Annotated in this window: 1 protein-coding gene; it reads left to right on the forward strand. The window is 77.0% G+C overall.

All coding sequences use genetic code 11. The features are described from left to right. Positions 1–8: 8 nt before the first annotated feature. Positions 9–20,135, forward strand: a complete 20,127-nt coding sequence (locus ACIP37_RS11510) for a non-ribosomal peptide synthase/polyketide synthase (RefSeq protein ID WP_400806134.1) — start codon at positions 9–11, stop codon at positions 20,133–20,135. The last annotated feature ends 20 nt before the right edge of the window (positions 20,136–20,155 follow it).

Consider the following 20,155-nt stretch of genomic DNA (forward strand, 5'->3'; position numbering starts at 1 on the left):
CGACGACCATGACGCCTTCGAAGCGAGACCGCGCCGAGGCCCTGCCCGCCGACCTGCGCGAAGCGCTGCGCCTGCGGCTGGCCGGGCGCTCCGGCGGCGCCCGGGCCGCCGCCGACCGGTCCATCCCGCAAGCCGACCGCAGCCGACCGCTGCCGCCCTCCTTCGTCCAGCAGCGCCTGTGGTTCCTGGACCGGCTGCGCCCCGGCGACCCCCGCTACAACAGCGCGGTCGCCGTACGGTTCACCGGCCCGCTGGACCGCGCGGCGCTCGCCGGGGCGCTGGCCGCCGTCGTGGCCCGCCACGAGGGGCTGCGGACCACCTTCGACGAGGCCGACGGCCGCCCGGTGCAGACCGTGCGGCCGGCCGGGCCGGTGCCGCTGCCCGTCCGGGAGCCGGCCGACGGGGAGACCCTCGACGCGATCCTGCTCCAGGAGTACTCCCGCCCCTTCGACCTCCGGCAGGGGCCGCTGCTGCGCGCCCTGCTGGTGCGCGAGTCGGACCGCTCGCACGTCCTGCAACTGACGGCGCACCACATCGTCACCGACGGCTGGTCGATGGGCGTCGTCCTGGACGAACTGTGCACCGGCTACGAGGCCCTGGCCCGCGGCGCCGCCCCGGACCTTCCCCCGGTGGCGGTCCAGTACCCGGACTTCGCGGTGTGGCAGCGCGAACAGCTCTCCGGCGCCCGGCTGGAGGGCCAACTGGCCCACTGGAAGGCGAAACTGGCCGGTGCGGTGCCGCCGGAACTGCCGCTGGACCACCCGCGGCGCGGCGAGGAGGCCGGCCCCGGCGCCGTCCACGCCTTCACCGTCCCCGCGCCGCTCACCGCCCGGCTGCGCGAGCTCGCGGCCGAACGGCACGGCACCCTGCACACCGCCCTGGTCGCCGCCACCCAGGCGCTGCTGGCCCGCTGGTCCGGCCAGCAGGACGTCACCGTCGGCTCCCTGACGCCCGGGCGCTCCCGCACCGAGCTGGAACGGGCCGTCGGCTGCTTCGTCAACACCGTCGTCCTGCGCACCCGGGTGGAGCCCGCCGGATCCTTCCGCGACCTGCTCGCGGCCGCCACCGAGACCGGCAACGACGCGCTCGCGCACGGCGACACGCCCTTCGAACGGCTCGTCGAGGCGGTCGGCGCACCCCGCCAGGCGGGCCGCAACCCGCTGTTCGACGTGCTGGTCCTGCTGCACCCCGCGCCGCCCGAGGCCACCACCCCGCTGGGGTCGGCGCTCACCCCGGTCGCCGTGCCCCGGCAGGCCGCCACCTTCGACCTCAGCGTCGAGTTCGTCCCGGACGGCGAGGCGCTCACCGGCCTGCTGGAGTACCGCGCCGACCTCTTCGACGCGCCCACCGCACGCCGGATGGCCGACCAGCTCCTGCTGCTGCTGGACGGCGCCGCCGCCGAGCCCGACCGCCCGCTCGGCACCCTGCCGCTGCTCTCGCCCCGGGAGACCCGGCAGGTCACCCGGGACTGGAACGCCACCGCGCTGCCCGTCGAGGACACCAGCTACCCCGAGCTGTTCCGGCGCAGGGCCGCCCTGACCCCGCACGCCCCGGCCCTGGTCGCCGGAGCCGAGCGGCTCGACTACGCGACGCTCGACACCCGCGCCAACCGGCTCGCCCACCAGCTCATCGCCCGCGGCGCCGGCCCCGAACGGCTGGTCGCGCTGCGGCTGCCGCGCACCGCCGACATGATCGTGGCGATCCTCGCCGTCTGGAAGGCCGGCGCCGGCTACCTGCCCCTGGACCCGGCCCTGCCGGCCGAGCGCCTGCGCTACCTGCTCGACGACGCCCGCCCCGCCCTGGTCCTGGACGAACAGGCGCTCCGGGCGCTGCCCGACACCGGCCCGGACACCGACCCCGGTGACGCCGACCGGACCGCCCCGCTGCACCCCTCCAACACCGCGTACGTGCTCTACACCTCCGGCTCCACCGGCCGCCCCAAGGGCGTCGCCGTCCCGCACCGCGCGGTGGTGAACCTGCTCGCCGCCCACCGGGCGGGCTTCGTCGCCGACGCGGGCGGCGGGCCGCTGCGCGTGGCGCTGACCGCCTCGTTCTCCTTCGACACCTCCCTGGAGGGCGTGCTGCTGATGGCCGACGGCCACCCGCTGCACCTGGTCGACGAGACGACCCGGATGGACCCGGCCGCCCTGGTCGAGTACGTCGTGCGCCACCGCGTCGACTTCCTCGACCTGACCCCCTCCTACCTGCGCCAGCTGCTGCCCGCCGGGCTGCTCGACGACCCGCGCCACCGCCCCCGGGTGCTGATGCTCGGCGGTGAGGCCGTCGGGCCCCGGCTCTGGCGCGAACTCGCCGGGCACCCGGACGTCGCCGCCTACAACTACTACGGCCCCACCGAGTGCACGGTCGACGCGCTCGCCTGCCGCATCGCGGGCGGTGACCGGCCGCTGGTGGGCCGCCCGCTGCCCAACCTGCGCGCCTACGTCCTCGACGACCGGCTCCAGCCGGTACCGCCCGGGGTGAGCGGCGAACTCCACCTCGCCGGCGAGCAGGTCGCCCGCGGCTACGCCGGCCGGCCGGGGCTGACCGCCGCCCGCTTCACCGCCGACCCGTACGGGCCGCCCGGCGCCCGGATGTACCGCACCGGCGACCTGGCCCGCTGGACGGCCGACGGGAGCCTGGAGTACCTCGGACGCGCCGACGACCAGGTCAAGGTGCGCGGCCACCGGATCGAACCCGGCGAGATCGAGGCGGCGCTGCTCGACCTGCCGCAGGTCGCCGCGGCCGCCGTCGCCGCCGTGCCCGACGCGCGCGGCCACACCCGGCTGGCGGCCTACCTGGTCTTCGCCGACGGCGCGGCCCGCCCGTCCGCCGACCTGCGCGCCGCCCTGCGGCGGGTGCTGCCCGACCACCTGGTGCCGTCCTCGTTCACCGCGCTCGACACCCTGCCGCTCACCACCAGCGGGAAGCTGGACCGCCGAGCGCTGCCCGCCCCCGACCTCGAAGGCGAAGGAAGGGAAGGGGAGTTCGTGGCCCCGCGCACCCCCGAGGAGGAGACCCTCGCCGGGATCTGGGCCGAGGTGCTGGGCGTGGCGCGGGTCGGCGTCACCGACAACTTCTTCGAGCTCGGCGGCGACTCGATCCTGAGCATCCAGGCCGTCTCCCGGGCCCGCGCCGCCGGCCTGCGGATCGGCTCCCAGGACGTCTTCCGCCACCAGACCGTCGCCGACCTGGTCGCCGCCGCCCGCCCGGCCGCCGCCCCGGCCCCCCGGCCGCGCCGCGCGGACGGACCGGCCCCGCTCACCCCCGTCCAGGAGTGGTTCTTCGCCGCCCACGGCCCGCTGCGCCACTTCACCATGTCGATGCTGCTCGACCTGCCGCGCGACCTCGACGAGCCGGCCCTGGACCAGGCGCTGCGGGCGGTCCTGGCGGCCCACCCGGCGCTGCGCACCCGCTTCACCCGCGCCGGGGGCACCTGGCGCCAGGAGCCGGTCGCGGACCCGGGCACCGGGCTGCTGACCAGACTCGACCCGCCCGCCCCCGGCGCCGGCCCCGGCCCTGAAGCCGCCCGGGTCGAGGCCGCCGAGGCCGCCCGCGCCGCCCTGGACCCGGCCACCGGCACCCTGCTGCGCGCCGTCCTGTTCCGGGCCCGCGGCGACGCCCGGCCCCAACTCGTCCTGACCGCCCACCACCTGGCCGTCGACGGCGTCTCCTGGCGGGTGCTGCTCGCCGACCTGGAACAGGCCTACCGGCAGGCGGCGGCCGGGGACGCCCCGCACCTGGAGCCCGAGCCCACCCCGTTCACCGACTGGGCCCACCACCTCGCCGAACGGGTCCGGGCCGGAGGCCTCGACGACGACCTGCCCTACTGGAGCGCCGAGACCAGGGCCCCGGCGGCCCCGCTGCCCGTCGACCACCCCGGCACGCCCACGGCCGCCTCCGTGCGCACCCTGCGCACCCGGCTCGACCGCGCCACCACCGAGGCCCTGCTGCGCAGAGTCCCCGAGGCCTACCGGACCCAGGTCAACGACGTGCTGCTCAGCGCGCTGGGCCGGGCCCTCGCCGACTGGACGGGCACCGAACGGGTGACCATCGCCCTGGAGGGCCACGGCCGCGAGGAACTCTTCGACGGCGTCGACCTCTCCCGGACGGTCGGCTGGTTCACCACCCGGTACCCCGTCACCCTCGCCCCGGCCGGCCCGGCCGGCGCCCCCGACTGGGCCGCCACCCTCAAGCAGGTCAAGGAGCGGCTGCGCGCCGTACCCCGCCGGGGCCTGAGCTACGAGGCCCTGGCCCGGCTCGGCCCGCCCGCCGCCGACGCCCTGAGGGACCGTCCGCTGCCGCAGGTCTGCTTCACCTACCACGGGCAGTGGACCGCCCCCGGGACCGGCGACTTCGCGCCCGCCGGCCAGGCGCCGGGCCGGGAGCTCGCCCCCGACGAACCCCTGGACCACCTGCTCGATGTCTCCGCGGTCGTCGCCGACGGCGAACTGGAACTCACCTGGCACTACAGCGACCAGGCGCACGAGGCGGCCACCGTCCGCGCGCTGGCGCAGGCCACGGCCGCGGCGCTGACCGGCATCGTCGAGCACTGCGCCCGCCCCGACGCCGGCGGCCGCACCCCCTCCGACTACCCGCTGGCCGGACTGGACCAGGCCGGGGTGGACCGGATCGCCGGCGACGGGCGGGACGTCGAGGACCTGCTGCCGCTCACCCCGCTCCAGGAGGGCATGCTCTTCCACCGCCTGGTCGGCGGCCCCGACGACGTCTACGTGGACCAGGCCGGCCTGCTGCTGGAGGGCGTGGGCGACCCGTACGCCTTCGCCCTGGCCTGGCAGCGGGTCGCCGACCGCACGCCCGCGCTGCGCACCTCGGTGGTGTGGGAGGGCGTCCCCGCCCCCCTCCAGGTCGTGCGCCGCGGCGTCCGGCTGCCGGTGACCCACCTGGACCTGCGGGCGGTCGACCCGGGCGAGCGCGCCGACCGGCTGGCCCGGCTGCGCGCGGACGACCTCGCCCACGGGCTGGACCTCGCCACGGCGCCGCTCACCCGGCTCACCCTGGTCCGGCTGCCCGAGGCCCGCCTGCACCTGCTGTGGACCTCCCACCACCTGATCCTGGACGGCTGGAGCCTGGCCCAGGTGCTCACCGACGTGTTCGAGGAGTACGCGGCCCTCACCACCGGGGGTGTGCCGACACCGGCGGTGCGCCGGCCCTTCGCCGACTACGTGCACTGGCTGGCCGGGCAGGACACCGCGGCCGCCCGCGCGCACTGGCGGGGCGTCCTGGACGGCTTCGCCACCGCCACCCCGCTGCCCGCCGACCGCGTCCGGCGCGAGGCCCACCGGGCCCGCTCGGCGCTCGCGCACACCGCCGGCCTGTCGCCGGAGGCCTCCGAGCGGCTGGCCCGCACCGCCCGGCAGGCCGGGCTCACCCTCGGCACCGTGGTGCAGGGCGCCTGGGCCCTGCTGCTCTCCCGGTACAGCGGCGAGCCGGACGTGCTGTTCGGGACGACCGTCTCCGGACGCCCCGACGAACTGCCCGGCGTCGAGTCGATGATCGGCATGTTCATCAACACCCTGCCCACCAGGGTCCTGGTCGACGGCGACCGCACCGCCGCCGACTGGCTGCGCGACCTCCAGGAGGCCCAGGCCGAGGCCCGGCGCCACGCCGCGGTGTCCCTCGCCGAACTCACCGCCTTCAGCGGCGTGCCGTCCGGCGGCACGCTGTTCGACAGCATCGTCGCCTTCGAGAACTACCCCTTCGACGACGCCCGCACGGCCGACAGCGGGGTGCGCCTGGTGGAGGTCACCTCCCGGGACGCCACCAACTACCCGCTCGTCCTGCGCGCCTACCAGGGCGGGCACTTCGGCTTCGACCTCGCCTACGACCCGGAGCTGTTCGACGCCGCGACGGTCCGCGCCCTCGCCGAGCGGCTCTGCCTGCTGCTCACCGGACTGGCCGCCGGACTGGACCGGCCGCTGCGCGCCCTGGAGTGGACGACCGCGCAGGAGCGGCGGCTGCTGACCGAGTGGGACGGCACCGTGCGGGGCCGCCCCGACCGGACCCTGGTCGACCTCTTCGAGGCGCAGGCCGCCCGCACCCCGCACGCCGAGGCCGTCACCTGCGGCGACGAGCACCTCGACTACGCCGCCCTGGACGCGCGGGCCGGCCGGCTCGCCCACCGGCTGGCCGGACTCGGCGCCGGGCCCGAGCGGTTCGTGGCCCTCGCGCTGCCCCGCACGGCCGACCTGGTCGTGGCCGTCCTCGCCGTCCTCAAGACGGGCGCGGCCTACCTGCCGCTCGACCCGGGCCTGCCGGCCGAACGCCGCGCCCAACTGCTGGGCGACGCCGCCCCGGTGGCCCTGGTGACCCACGCACCCGGCGCGCCGCCCGAGAGCTTCGAGCACGGGGTGCCCGTCCTCTCCCTGGCGGACCCGCAGCTGCGCGCCGACCTGGCCCGGGGCCCGGCCGCCCCGCTCGCCGCCGGGCACCGCCCGCTGCCCGACAGCCCCGCCTACGCCATCTTCACCTCCGGCTCCACCGGCCGCCCCAAGGGCGTCGTGGTGCCGCACGCCAACGTGGTGCGGCTGTTCGAGCAGACCGAGGACGTGTTCGGCTTCGGCGCCGAGGACGTCTGGACGCTGTTCCACTCCTACACCTTCGACTTCTCGGTCTGGGAGCTGTGGGGCCCGCTGCTGCACGGCGGCCGGCTCGTCGTCGTGCCCGAGGACACCGCCCGCTCCCCGGAGGACTTCCTGAGGCTGCTCGCCGACGAAGGCGTCACCGTCCTCAACCAGACCCCGTCCGCCTTCCACCCGCTGGCCCGCGCCGACGCCGAACACCCCGAGCTCTCCCGCCGGCTGGCGCTGCGCACGGTGGTCTTCGGCGGCGAGGCGCTGGACGCAGGCCGCCTCGCCGACTGGTACGACCGCCACCCGCAGGACGCGCCGCGCCTGGTGAACATGTACGGCATCACCGAGACGACCGTGCACGTCACCCAGGCCCCGCTGGACCGCACGACCGCGGCGGCCGGCGGCCCCGCACCGATCGGCACCGGCCTCCAGGACCTGCGGCTGTACGTCCTCGACACCGACCTGGCCCCGGTGCCCCCGGGCGCCGTGGGCGAGCTGTACGTGGCGGGGGAGGGGCTGGCCCGCGGCTACCTCAACCGGCCCGGCCTGACCGCCACCCGCTTCCTCGCCGACCCGTTCGGGGCCCCGGGCACCCGGATGTACCGCACCGGCGACCGGGCGCGCCGACAGGCCGACGGCACCCTTCGCTACCTGGGCCGCGCCGACCAGCAGGTCAAGATCCGCGGCTACCGGATCGAACCCGGCGAGATCGAGGCCGCCCTCCAGACCCACCCGGGTGTGGGCGCCGCCACCGTGGGCGTGTACCAGGACGCCTCCGGCACCCGCCGACTGGTCGCCCACGTCGTCGCCGGCCCCGGCGCGGCTCACCCCCCGGCCGCCGCCGACCTGCGCGCCCACCTCGAACGGCTGCTGCCCGCCTACCTGGTGCCCGCCGCGTACGTCCCCCTGGCGGTCCTGCCGCTCACCCCCAACGGCAAGCTCGACCGGCGCGCGCTGCCCGCGCCCGGCCCGGAGGGCTTCGCCGCCGGCCGGCAGCGCACCGCGCCCCGCACCCGCGCCGAGCGGCTGGTCGCCGCGGCCTGGACGGAGGTCCTGGACACCGGGGAGATCGGCGCCGAGGACGACTTCTTCGCCCTGGGCGGCGACTCCATCCTCGCCGTCCGGGTCACCGCCCGGCTGCGCGCGGCCTTCGGGGCGGCGGATCTCTCGCCCCGGCTGCTGTTCAGCCACCCGGTGCTGGCGGACCTGGCCGAGGCCCTCGGCTCGCTCGGCGAGCCGGGCGCGGCGGACGGCCCGTCGGCCCTGGTCATCCCGGCCGCGGACCCGGCGGCCGAGCCGCCGCTGTCGTACGCCCAGCAGCGGCTCTGGTTCCTCGACCGGTTCGAGCCGGGCAGCACCGAGTACACCTCGCTGTCCGTGCTGCGCCTGCGCGGAGCGCTCGACCCGGCCGCGCTGGGCACCGCCCTGGACGCCCTGGTCGCCCGGCACGAGGCGCTGCGGACCACCTTCGCCGAGCGGGACGGCCGCGCCCGGCAGGTGGTGCGCCCGCCGCAGCCGGTCGAGCTGCCGTGCGAGGACCTTGCCGGGGCGCCCCCGGCGGCCCTGGACGCGCTGCTGGAGCGGATCGCCGGCACCCCGTTCGACCTGGCCGCCGGGCCCCTTCTGCGGGCCCGGCTGGTCCGGACGGCCGCGGACGAGCACGTGCTCGCGCTGGCCGTGCACCACATCGCCACCGACGGCTGGTCGATGGGCGTCCTGGGCCGCGACCTGGGCGAGCTGTACGCGGCGGCCCGCGAGGGGCGCCCGCCACGGCTGCCCGCGCTGCCCGTGCGCTACACCGACTACGCGTCCTGGCAGCGCGCGCGCACCGACCTCGCCGAGGCGGACCTCGCCCACTGGCGCCGGGCCCTGGACGGCCTGACCCCGCTGGAGCTGCCCACCGACCGGCCGCGCCCGGCCGTACGCACCCGGGACGGCGCGCTGGTCGCCTTCACCCTGCCCGCCGGGCTGACCGCGCGGTTGCGCGAACGGGGCCGGGAGGTCGACGGCACCCTCTACACCACCCTCCTGGCGGCCTGCCAGGTCCTGCTCGCCCGCTGGTCCGGGCAGCAGGACATCGCGGTCGGCACCGTCACCTCGGGCCGCGAGCAGGGCGAACTCCACGACGTGGTCGGCATGTTCGTCAACACCCTGGTGCTGCGCGGCGCCGTCCGGCCGGAGCTGTCGTTCCGCGAACTGCTGGCCGCCGCCCACGGCACCGTCCTGGAAGCGCTCGCCCACCAGGAGGTGCCCTTCGAGCGGCTGGTGGACGCCCTCCAGCCGGAGCGCGACACCAGCCGCACGCCGCTCTTCCAGGTCATGGTGGCCCTGCACAACCTCGGCGCCGAGGTGCCGAACCTGCCGGGCCTGACGGTGGAGCCGGTCACCCCGCCCGTCCACGGCGCCACCTTCGACCTCTCCTTCGACTTCGTCGAGCGCGACGGAGGCCTGACCGGCTATCTGGAGTACAACACCGGGCTGTTCGACGCGCGGACCGCCGAGCACCTGGCCGGCTGGCTGGGCACCCTGCTGGAGGCCGTGGCCGAGGCGCCGGAGACGGCCGTCGGGGCGCTGCCGCTGATGACGGCCGACGAACGGCGCCGGGTGCTGCGGCAGGGGCGGGGCACGCCGCTGCCCGCGCCGGACACCACCTTCCCCGCCCTGTTCGAGGCGCAGGCCGCCCGCACCCCGGACGCCACCGCCCTGGTCGCCCGGGACGCCACCCTCGACTTCGCCGCCCTCAACGCGCGGGCCAACCGGCTCGCCCGCCACCTCGCCGCCCTCGGCGCCGGCCCGGAGCAGGTGGTCGCGGTCCGGCTGCCGCGCACCTCGGACCTGCTGGTGGCGCTGTTCGCGGTGCTCAAGGCGGGCGCCGCCCTGCTCTTCGTCGACCCGGACCTGCCCGAGGACCGGGCCGCCCTCCTCCTCGACGACACCCGGCCCCGGGTGGTGCTGACCGGGCAGGCCCTGCGCGAGGTGCCGTGGGACGCGCTGCCCGCCCACGACCTGACCGACGCCGAGCGGACCGCCCCCCTGCTGCCGCAGCACGCCGCCTACCTCGTCCACACCTCCGGCTCGACCGGCCGCCCCAAGGGCGTCGTCGTCGAACACCGCCAGCTGGTCAACCTCTGCCGGGACCACCAGGAGGGCCTGGTCGCGCCGCACACCGCCGACGGAGGGCGGCTGCGGGCCGCGCTCAGCGCCTCCTTCTCCTTCGACACCAGCTGGGAGGGCCCGCTGCTGCTCGCACTGGGCCAGGAGCTCCACCTGATCGACGAGGACGTCCGGCTGGACCCGCAGGCGTTCTGCGCCCAGGTCGTCGACCGCCGTCTGGACCTGGTCAACGTCACCCCCTCCTTCCTGCGCGAACTCACCGCCGCCGGACTGCTCGCCCCCGGCCCGCACCACCCGCGCCTGCTGCTGGTCGGCGGCGAGGCCGTCCCCGCCGCCGTCTGGCGGGAGCTGTGCGCGGCGCACGCGGACCTCGGCGTCACCGCCTACAACATGTACGGGCCCACCGAGTGCACCGTCGACGCCGCCTACGCCCGGTGCGCGGACCACCCCGAGCGCCCCGTCATCGGCCGCCCCGGCCGTAACCTGGGCGCCTACCTGCTCGACGGCGCCCTGCGGCCGGTGCCGCCCGGCATGCCGGGGGAGCTGTACCTGGCGGGGGAGCAGGTGGCCCGCGGCTACCTGAACCGGCCCGGGCTGACGGCCGCCCGCTTCCTCGCCGACCCCTACGGCCCGCCCGGGGCCCGGATGTACCGCACCGGCGACCTGGCCCGCTGGGACGCGAACGGGCAACTGGAGTTCCGGGGCCGGGCCGACGAACAGGTCAAGGTCCGCGGGTTCCGGATCGAGCCCGGGGAGGTGGAGGCCGCCCTGCTCGCCCACCCGGACGTCGCCGACTGCGCGGTCGCCGCGCGCGAGCACGCCGGCCGTACGGTGCTCGTCGGCTACCCGGTGCCCGCCGGCCGCCGCGTGCCGACCGCCGAGGAACTGCGGACCTGGCTGCGGCGGACGCTGCCCGACCACCTGGTGCCCGTCGCGTTCGTCCCGCTGGCCCGAATACCGCGGACCACCGGCGGCAAGACCGACCGGCGCGCGCTGCCCGCCCCGCCCGCCCAGCCCGACCGCACCACCCCGTACGTCGCACCGCGGCCCGGAGCCGAGGAACGGCTCGCCGCGATCTGGGCCGAGGTGCTGGGCGTGGAGCGCGTCGGCACCCGGGACAACTTCTTCGCGCTCGGCGGCGACTCCATCCTCAGCATCCAGATCGTCTCCCGCGCCCGCGCCGCCGGGCTCGCCCTCACCACCAAGGACGTCTTCCGGCACCAGAACATCGCCGAACTCTCCCTGTGTGCAGGAGATCTGACCAATCGCCAGGAAGGCGGCGAAGCCGAGCCCGGCGAGGCGCCGCTCACCCCGATCCAGCACTGGTACCTCGACGGCCGCCGCCCCGGCGACGCCCTGCGCTTCACCATGACCCAGCGCCTGGAACTGGCCCCCGGCACCGATCCGGCGGCCCTGCGCCGGGCGGTGCTGGCCCTGGTGGAGCACCACCCGGCCCTGCGCACCCGCTTCCACCGCACCGAGGCCGGCTGGCGCCAGGAGGTGCTTCCCCAGGGGGCGGACGGCATCTTCACCCGGCACGACGTCAGCCACCCGGACCTCGCCGGCCATGACGCGGAGGCGCAGGTCCAGCGCGCCACCGACGAGGCCCAGCGCTCGCTCGACCCCGTCGACGGCCGGTTGCTGCGGGCCCTGTTCTTCGACCCCGGCCCCCGGCAGCCGGGCCAACTCGTCCTCACCGTGCACCACTTGGCCGTGGACGGCGTCTCCTGGCGCATCCTGCTGGCCGACCTCGAAGCGGCGTACCGCACGGCCCGCGCCGGAGCCCCCGTCGCCCTGCCGCCGACCGGCACGTCCTACGGCCGCTGGGCCACCCGGCTGGAGCGGCACACCCGCGCCGGCGCCCTGGACGGCGACCTCGGCCACTGGACGCGCACCGGCGCGGCCCCGGCCGACCTGCCCGCCGGCCGCCCCGCCCCTGACACCGGCGCCTCCAACACCCACGCCACCGCCGCCACCGTCCAGGTGACGCTGGACGAGCGGACCACCGAGGCGCTGCTGCGCCGCGTCCCCGAGGTCTACCGCACCCAGGTCAACGACGTCCTGCTCAGCGCCCTGGGCCGCACCCTGGCCCGTTGGTGCGGCCGGGACACCGTGCTGGTCGGAGTGGAGGGGCACGGCCGCGAGGACCTGTTCGAGGACCTGGACCTCTCCCGGACGGTGGGCTGGTTCACCGCCGAGTTCCCGCTCGCCCTGCGCGTCGACCCCGACGCCGGATGGCACGACACCCTGCGCTCGGTCAAGGAGCAGCTGCGCGCCGTCCCGCTGCGCGGACTCAGCCACGGCGCGCTGCGCCACCTGCGGCCGGACGGCCCGCTGACCGGCTCGGCGGCGCCGCAGATCGGCTTCAACTACCACGGCCAGTGGGACACCCGCGGCGGCGCCGACGGCCTGGTCCGCGGCGCGCTGCCCCCGGCCGGTCGCGACACCGACCCCGACGAGCCCCGCCCCTACCTGCTGGACATCATCGGCGCGGTCCAGGACGGCCGCCTCGAACTGGCGTGGACCTACCCCGCCGCCGTCTACGACGAGGCCACCGTCCGCGGGCTCGCCGAGGAGATGGGCGCCGCGCTGCGCGAGCTGGCAGCGCACTGCGCCCGCCCGGACGCCGGCGGCCGCACCCCGTCGGACTTCCCGCTCGCCGGCCTCGACCAGGACCGGCTGGACCGGCTCGTCGGCGACGGGCGCGAGACCGACGACGTGCTCCCGCTGACGCCGCTGCAGTCCGGCATGCTCTTCCACGGGCTCGTCGACGCCGACGGCGCCTACGTGGACCGGATCGCGGTGCGCCTGGCCGGCGTGGCCGACCCGCGGGCCTTCGCCGAGGCCTGGCAGCAGGTCGCCGACCGCACCCCGGCACTGCGTTCCAGTGTTCACTGGCGGGGCCTGCCGCACCCCGTCCAGGTGGTCGCGCGGCATGCCGCACTGCCCGTCCGCCGGCTCGACTGGCGCGACCTGACGCCCGGGCAGCGCGCCGACCGGACGGAGCGGCTGCTCGCCGAGGAGCGCGCCGCCGGGATGGACCTCGCCACCGCGCCGCTCACCCGGCTGACCCTGGCCGCGCTGCCCGGCGACGAGGTCCTGCTGCTGTGGTCCACCCACCACCTGATCCTGGACGGCTGGAGCACCGGACAACTGCTCACCGAGGTGTGCGAGGAGTACGCCGCGCTGACCGGCGGCCCGCAGGCGCCCCGGCCGGTCCGACGGCCGTTCGCGGACTTCCTGGGCTGGCTGCACGAGCGGGACGAGGAGGCGGCCGAGGCCCACTGGCGCGGCCTGCTGGCCGGGTTCACCGGCCGGACCCCGCTGCCGTACGACCGCCCGCCGACGCGGGCCCACCGCGCCCGCTCCAGCGCCGCGGCCCGCCGCGAACTGGACGAGACGCTCTCCCGGCGGCTGCGCGAGAACGCCGCGGCCGCCGGACTGACCGTCAACACCGTGGTGGAGGGCGCCTGGGCGCTGCTGCTGGCCCGCTACAGCGGCGGCGACGACGTGGTCTTCGGCACCACCGTGTCCGGGCGCCCGGCCGAACTGCCCGGCGTCGAGTCGATGATCGGCCTGTTCATCAACACCGTGCCGACCAGGGTCCCGATCCCCTCGGGCGGCGTGCTGCCCTGGCTGCGGGAGCTCCAGGAACGCCAGAGCGACGGCCGCCGCTTCGACCACCTGGCACTACCACGCGTCCAGGCCCTGAGCGACCTGCCTGCCGGGGAGCCGCTGTTCGACAGCATGGCGGTCTTCGAGAACTACCCCGTCGACGAGTCGGCCGCCGACCGGACCGGGGTGCGGGTGGTCGAGGTGCGCGCCGACGACGCCACCACCTTCCCCTGGTGCCTGCGCGCCCACCTGGCCGAGCGGCTCGGCTTCGACCTGGCCTACGACCCCGCGCTCTTCGACCACCGGACGGCCCACGGCGCGGCCGACCGCCTGGTCCTGCTGCTCACCGCCCTCGCCGACGGCCTCGACGGCGACCTCGCCGAGCTGGACCGGCTCACCCCCGCCGACCGGGAGCAGCTGGCCTCCTGGCACGGAACCGCCCGCCCGGTGGCGCCGCGCAGCCCGCTCCAGGTCTTCGCCGAGCAGGTCCGGCGCACCCCCGGCGCGCCCGCCGTGCGCGACGGCGACCGCGAGCTGACCTACCGCCAACTCGACGACTGGTCCGACCGCCTGGCGGCCCGGCTGCTGGCCGACGGCCTGGCCCCCGAAGACCGGGTGGCGCTGCTGATGGACCGCTCCGCCGAACTCGTCGCCGCCCAGCTGGCCGTCCTCAAGGCGGGCGGTGCCTACCTGCCCGTCGACCTCCGGGCCCCCGAGGAGCGCCGCCGCGCCCTGCTCGACCAGGTCGGCGCCGCCCTGCGGCTCACCTCCGAGCAGGTCACCGCCGCGCGCACCGGCGCGGCCGGGCCGGTGGCGGCGGCCCTGCCGCCCGCCGACCCCGACCGGCTGGCGTACGTGATGTTCACCTCGGGCTCCACCGGGGTGCCCAAGGCGGTGGCGGTACGGCACCGCGACGTGGCCTCGCTCGCCACCGACAGCCGCTTCGCCGACGGCCGCTGCGCACGGGTGCTGCTGCACTCGCCGGTCGCCTTCGACGCCGCCACCTTCGAGGTCTGGGCGCCGCTGCTGGGCGGCGGCTGCGTGCTCGTCGCCCCCGACGGGCCGGTGGACGCCGCCCTGCTGCGGCGGCTCGCCGGACCGGACGGGCCGACGGCGCTGTGGCTCACCGCCGGGCTCTTCCGGCTGCTCGCCCAGGACGCGCCGGACTGCTTCGCGGGCCTGCGCACGCTGTGGACCGGCGGGGACGTGGTGCCCGCCGCCGCGGTGCGCCGCGTCCTGGCGGCCTGCCCCGGGCTGACCGTGGTGGACGGCTACGGGCCCACCGAGACCACGACCTTCGCCACCGCCTTCGCCGTCGCGGAGGCGGCGGCGGTGCCCGACACCCTGCCGATCGGCCACCCCCTGGACGACCGCCGCGTCCACGTCCTCGACCGGCGCCTGCGGCCCGTCCCGCCGGGCTGCGCGGGCGAACTGTACGTCGCCGGCGAGGGCGTGGCCCGCGGCTACCTGGGCCGGCCCGGCGAGACCGCGGCCCGCTTCCTCGCCGACCCCTCCGGCCCGCCCGGCGCCCGGATGTACCGCACCGGCGACCTGGCGAGGCGGCGCCCGGACGGCACCGTCGAGTTCCTGGGCCGCGCGGACGACCAGGTGAAGATCCGCGGCTTCCGGGTCGAACCCGGCGAGGTGGAGGCCGCACTCGCCCGCCACCCCCAGGTCACCGACGTCGCCGTGGTCACCCGCGAGGACCGGCCCGGCGCCCGGCGCCTGGTGGCCTACGTGGTCGGCCCGGCGGGCGCCGAACCCGGGGAACTGCGGGCCTTCGCCGCCCGCGCGCTGCCCGACTACCTCGTCCCCGCCGCCTTCGTCCCGCTCGCCGCCCTCCCGCTGAGCCGCAACGGCAAGGTCGACCGGGCGGCCCTCCCGGCGCCGGACGAGGAGCACGGGAGCGGACGCCGCGCGCGGATCGAGCCGCGCACCGAGGCCGAACGCCGCACCGCCGAGGTCTTCGGGGACGTCCTGGGCATCCGGCCGCCCGGCGTGGAGGACGGCTTCTTCGAGCTGGGCGGCGACTCGATCCTCAGCATCCGGCTCGTCGCCCGCCTGGCCGAGGCCTTCGGCGCCGACCTCACCCCCCGCGCCGTCTTCGACCACCCCACACCGGCCGGCCTGGCCCGCCTGCTCACCGAGGAGCAGGGCCGCCCGGGAAGCCCGGGAAGCCCGGGGCGCCCGCCCGTCCTCCCGGTCGCCCGCGACGGCGCCGCGCCGATGTCCTACGCCCAGCAACGCCTGTGGTTCCTGGAGGAGTTCGCGCCCGGCGGCGCCGAGTACGTCACCGCGCTCGCGCTGCGCCTGCGCGGCGTCCTGGACACCGACGCCCTCGGCGCGGCACTGCGCGCCCTCGCGGCCCGGCACGAGTCGCTGCGCACCACCTTCGACAGCGTCGACGGCCACGGCGTCCAGCTCGTCCACCCGCCGCAGGACGTGCCGCTGCCGCTGCACGACCTGTCCGGCCGGCCGGCGCAGCCGCGGGCGGAGGCCCTGCGCGGCCTGCTCGCCGCCGAGCGGGCCCGCCCCTTCGACCTGCGCCGCGGACCGCTGCTGCGCACCGCCCTGGTGCGGCTGGCCGAGGGCGACCACGTGCTGGCCCTGACCCTGCACCACATCGTCACCGACGGCTGGTCGACCGCCGTCCTGCTCACCGATCTGGCCCACCTCTACCGCGCCGAACTCGGCTCCGGGGAGAGCCGGTTGGCGCCGCTGCCGGTGCAGTACGCCGACTACGCGCACTGGCAGCGCACGGTCGGCGCCGCCGGGGCCGACCAACTCGCCTACTGGAAGGAGCAGTTGGCCGACGTCTCGACGCTGCGCCTGCCCACCGACCGGCCTCGGCCCGCCGTGCGCACCACCAACGGGGCCACCGCCCGCCTGGAGCTGCCCGCCGACACGGCCCGCCGACTGGCCCGGGTCGGCCGGGAGCGCGGCGCCACCCTGTTCACCACCCTGGTCGCCGCCGCGCAGGCCTACCTCGCCCGGCTCGGCGGCGACCAGGACATCGCCGTCGGCACCGTCACCTCAGGCCGCGAGCAGGCGGAGACCCAGAGCCTCGTCGGCTTCTTCGTCAACACCCTGGTGCTGCGCTCGCGGGTGGAACCCGCGCAGCCCTTCGGCGACTTCCTCGGCGCGGTCCGGCAGACCGTCCGGGACGCCTTCGCCCACCAGGACGTGCCGTTCGAGCGCGTGGTCGACGAGGTGCAGCCGGTGCGCGACACCAGCCGCAGCCCGCTCTTCCAGGCCCTGGTCGTCCTCCAGAACACCCCGGCCGCCGACCTCGACCTCCCGGGCCTGCACGTGACCGACGTCGAGACCGACACCACGCAGGCGGCCTTCGACCTCGCGCTGGAGTTCGCGGAGGCCGACTCCGGCGCGCTGCACGGCCTGATCACCTACAACACCGACCTGTTCGACCCGGCCACGGCCGAGCGGATGGCCGGGCAGCTCGCCACCCTGCTCACCGCCGTCGCCGAGGACCCGGATCGCGCCATCGGCACGCTGCCGCTCGCCGGTGGCGACCAGCTGGCCGCCGAACTGGACCGGGCGCGCGGCACCTTCCGCCCCGTCCCCGAGGCGACCCTGGCCGAACTCTTCGAGCGCCGGGCCGCCCGCACCCCCGACGCGGTGGCGCTGCTCGACGGCGGCCGCGAGCTGAGCTATGCCGAGGTGGAGCGGGTGGCCAACCGGCTGGCCCACCGGCTCATCCGGCGCGGCGTGGGGCCGGAGCGGCTGGTCGCCCTCGCCCTGCCCCGCTCGGCGGCGGCGGTGGTGGCCCAGCTCGCCGTCGCCAAGGCCGGCGGCGCCTTCCTCCCGGTGGACCCGGACTACCCGGCGCCCAGGCGGGAGTTCATGGTGCGCGACGCGGGTGCCCACCTGGTGCTCGACGACCCGGCCGAGGTGTGGTCCGCCGACGGGCCACAGACCCCGCCCACCGACGCCGACCGCGCCACCGACCGCGAGACCGCGCCCACCGACGCCGACCGCGCCACCCCGCTCACCCCCGGACACCCGGCCTACGTCATCTACACCTCCGGATCGACCGGCACGCCCAAGGGCGTCCTGGTGACCCACGCCGGACTCGCCGCCTTCGCGGAGGCCGCCGCCGAGCAGTACGCCGCCGGCCCCGGGGCCAGGGTGCTCCAGTTCGCCTCGCCCAGCTTCGACGCCTCCGTCCTGGAACTGTGCGTCTCCCTGCTCAGCGGGGCCACCCTGGTCACGGGGGAGGAAGGGCCGCTCGTCGGCGAGCGGCTGGCCAAGGTCCTGGCCGAACGGCGCATCACCCACGCCCTGATCCCCCCGGCGGCCCTGGCCACCGTGGACCCGGCGACGGCCGCGACCCTGCCCGCCCTGCGCACCCTGGTCGTCGGGGCGGAGGCCTGCCCGGCCGATCTGGTCGACACCTGGGCCCCCGGCCGTCGGATGATCAACTCCTACGGCCCCACCGAGGCCACCGTGGTCGCCACCTGGACCGGCCCGCTGTCGCCGGGCACCGGCGCACCGGCGATCGGCCGCCCCGGCGGCGCCGCCCGCAGCTACGTCCTGGACGCCGCCCTGCGGCCGGTGCCGCCCGGCGTGACCGGAGAGCTCTGGCTGGCCGGTCCCGGCCTCGCCCGCGGCTACCTCGGCCGCCCGGGACTGACGGCCGGGCGGTTCCTCGCCGACCCCTTCGGCGCACCGGGCGAGCGGATGTACCGCACCGGCGACCTCGCCCACCGGGACGCTGACGGCGAACTGCGCTTCGCCGGCCGCGTCGACGACCAGATCAAGCTGCGCGGCTTCCGGATCGAACCGGGCGAGATCGAGAGCGCGCTGCGCCGCAGCCCCCTGGTGCGCGACGCCGTCGTCACCGTGCGCGCCGACGCCCCCGGGAGCGGTGCGGGCTCCGGGGCCGGCCGGCTGGTCGCCTACGTCGTCCCGGCGGTCGGGGCCGGAGCGGGCGGTGCCGCACCGGAGGGCGACGACGATGGGGCCACTGCGGGCCTGCCCGCCGCCGAACTGCGCGCCCACCTGGCCGGGTTGCTGCCGCCGCACCTCGTCCCGTCGGTGTTCGTCCCGCTGGAACGGCTGCCGCTCACCCCGAACGGCAAGCTCGACCGGCGGGCCCTGCCCGAACCCGGGCCCGTGCAGGCCGCGGCCGGTCCGCGCCGGGAGCCGGGCACCGACACCGAACGCCGGATCGCCCGGATCTGGGCCGACGTCCTGGGCATCGAGGAGGTCGGCGCCGACGACAACTTCTTCCTGCTCGGCGGCGACTCCATCCTCAGCATGCAGGTGGTGTCCAGGCTGCGCCGGGACGGCCTGTACCTCGCCACCCGGGAGCTCTTCACCCACCAGACGGTGGCCGAACTGGCCACCGTGGTGCGCACCGCCCCCGACCGCGAGGACGACGGCCCGGTCACCGGGGACGTGCCGCTCACCCCCATCCAGGAGTGGTTCCTGGCCACCCCGCGCGCCGCCCACCACCACTTCAACCAGTCGACCCTGCTCGAACTCGGCGCCGACCCCGACCCGCGGGCACTGCGGGCCGCGTTGGACGCCCTGCTCGAACACCACGACGCCCTGCGGCTGCGTTTCACCCACGACGAGACGGGCTGGCACCAGTTCAACCCGCCGCCGGCCCCCGCCGAGGACGTCCTCGTCCGGTACGACCTGACCGGGCAGAGCGCCGAGGTCGCCGACGCGGCCATGGCCAAGGCGGCCGACGAACTGCACGCCGGCTTCGACCTGGCCCGGGGCCCGCTGCTGCGGGCGGCCCTGTTCACCGGCGCCCCGGACCGCCCGGCGCTCCTGCTGCTGGTCGCCCACCACCTGGTCGTCGACGCCGTCTCCTGGCGCCTGCTGCGCGACGACCTGGAGAGCGCCTACCGGCAGGCTGCCCTGGGCACGGCGATCACGCTGGGGGAGCGCGGCACCTCCTACCGGGACTGGGCGCTCCGGCTCGCGGCCCATGTCGCCGACGGTGGCCTGGACCACGAACTGCCCTACTGGGACGAGGCGGTGAGCGCCGCCGAGGCCCTGCCCGGCCGATCCGCCGTGCCCGGTGCCGCTGACCCCGGTCCCGCTGACCCCGGTGCGGCCGAGCCCGGGACCGTCGAACCCGGTGCCGCCGAGACCGCGACGGTCACCGTCGAACTGGACGAGGAGGACACCGAGGCACTGCTGCGCGCGGCCCCGGCGGCCTACCGCACCCGCGTCAACGACGTGCTGCTGACCGCCCTGGCCCTGGCACTGGCCCGCTGGACCGGCCACGAGCGGATCCGGCTGGACCTGGAGGGGCACGGCCGGGAGGACGTCGTGGAGGGCGTGGACCTGTCCCGCACGGTCGGCTGGTTCACCACCATGCACCCGGTCACCTTCCACGTCCCCGACCCCGATGACCTCGGCCCGGACCGCGACTGGCGCGCCCTGGTGAAGTCGGTCCGCCGCCAGCTGCGCGCCGTGCCGGGCAACGGGCTGGGCTTCGGCGCCCTGCGCACCTTCGGCCCGCCCGAGGTCCGCGAGCGCCTCGCCGCCGGCGCGCACGGCCAGGTGGTCTTCAACTACCTCGGCCAGTGGGACGCGCGGCCCGAGACCGCCGGCGACGGCCTGGTCCGCGCCGAGCACGGCTCCTTCGGGCAGGACCACGACCCCCGCGACGGCGGCTCGCATCCGGTGGAGGTGGTGGGCGCGGCGCAGCACGGGCGCCTCGCCTTCACCTGGCACCACCGCCCCGCCCTCCACGACACGGCGACCGTGCGCCGGGCGGCCGAGGAGTTCGCCGTGGCGCTGCGGCACATCGCCCGGCACGCCCGGGGAGGACGGTGACGGCCGCCCACCCACCGACG

The organism is Kitasatospora sp. NPDC088861 (assembly GCF_044750105.1).
Classification (GTDB): Bacteria; Actinomycetota; Actinomycetes; order Streptomycetales; family Streptomycetaceae; genus Kitasatospora.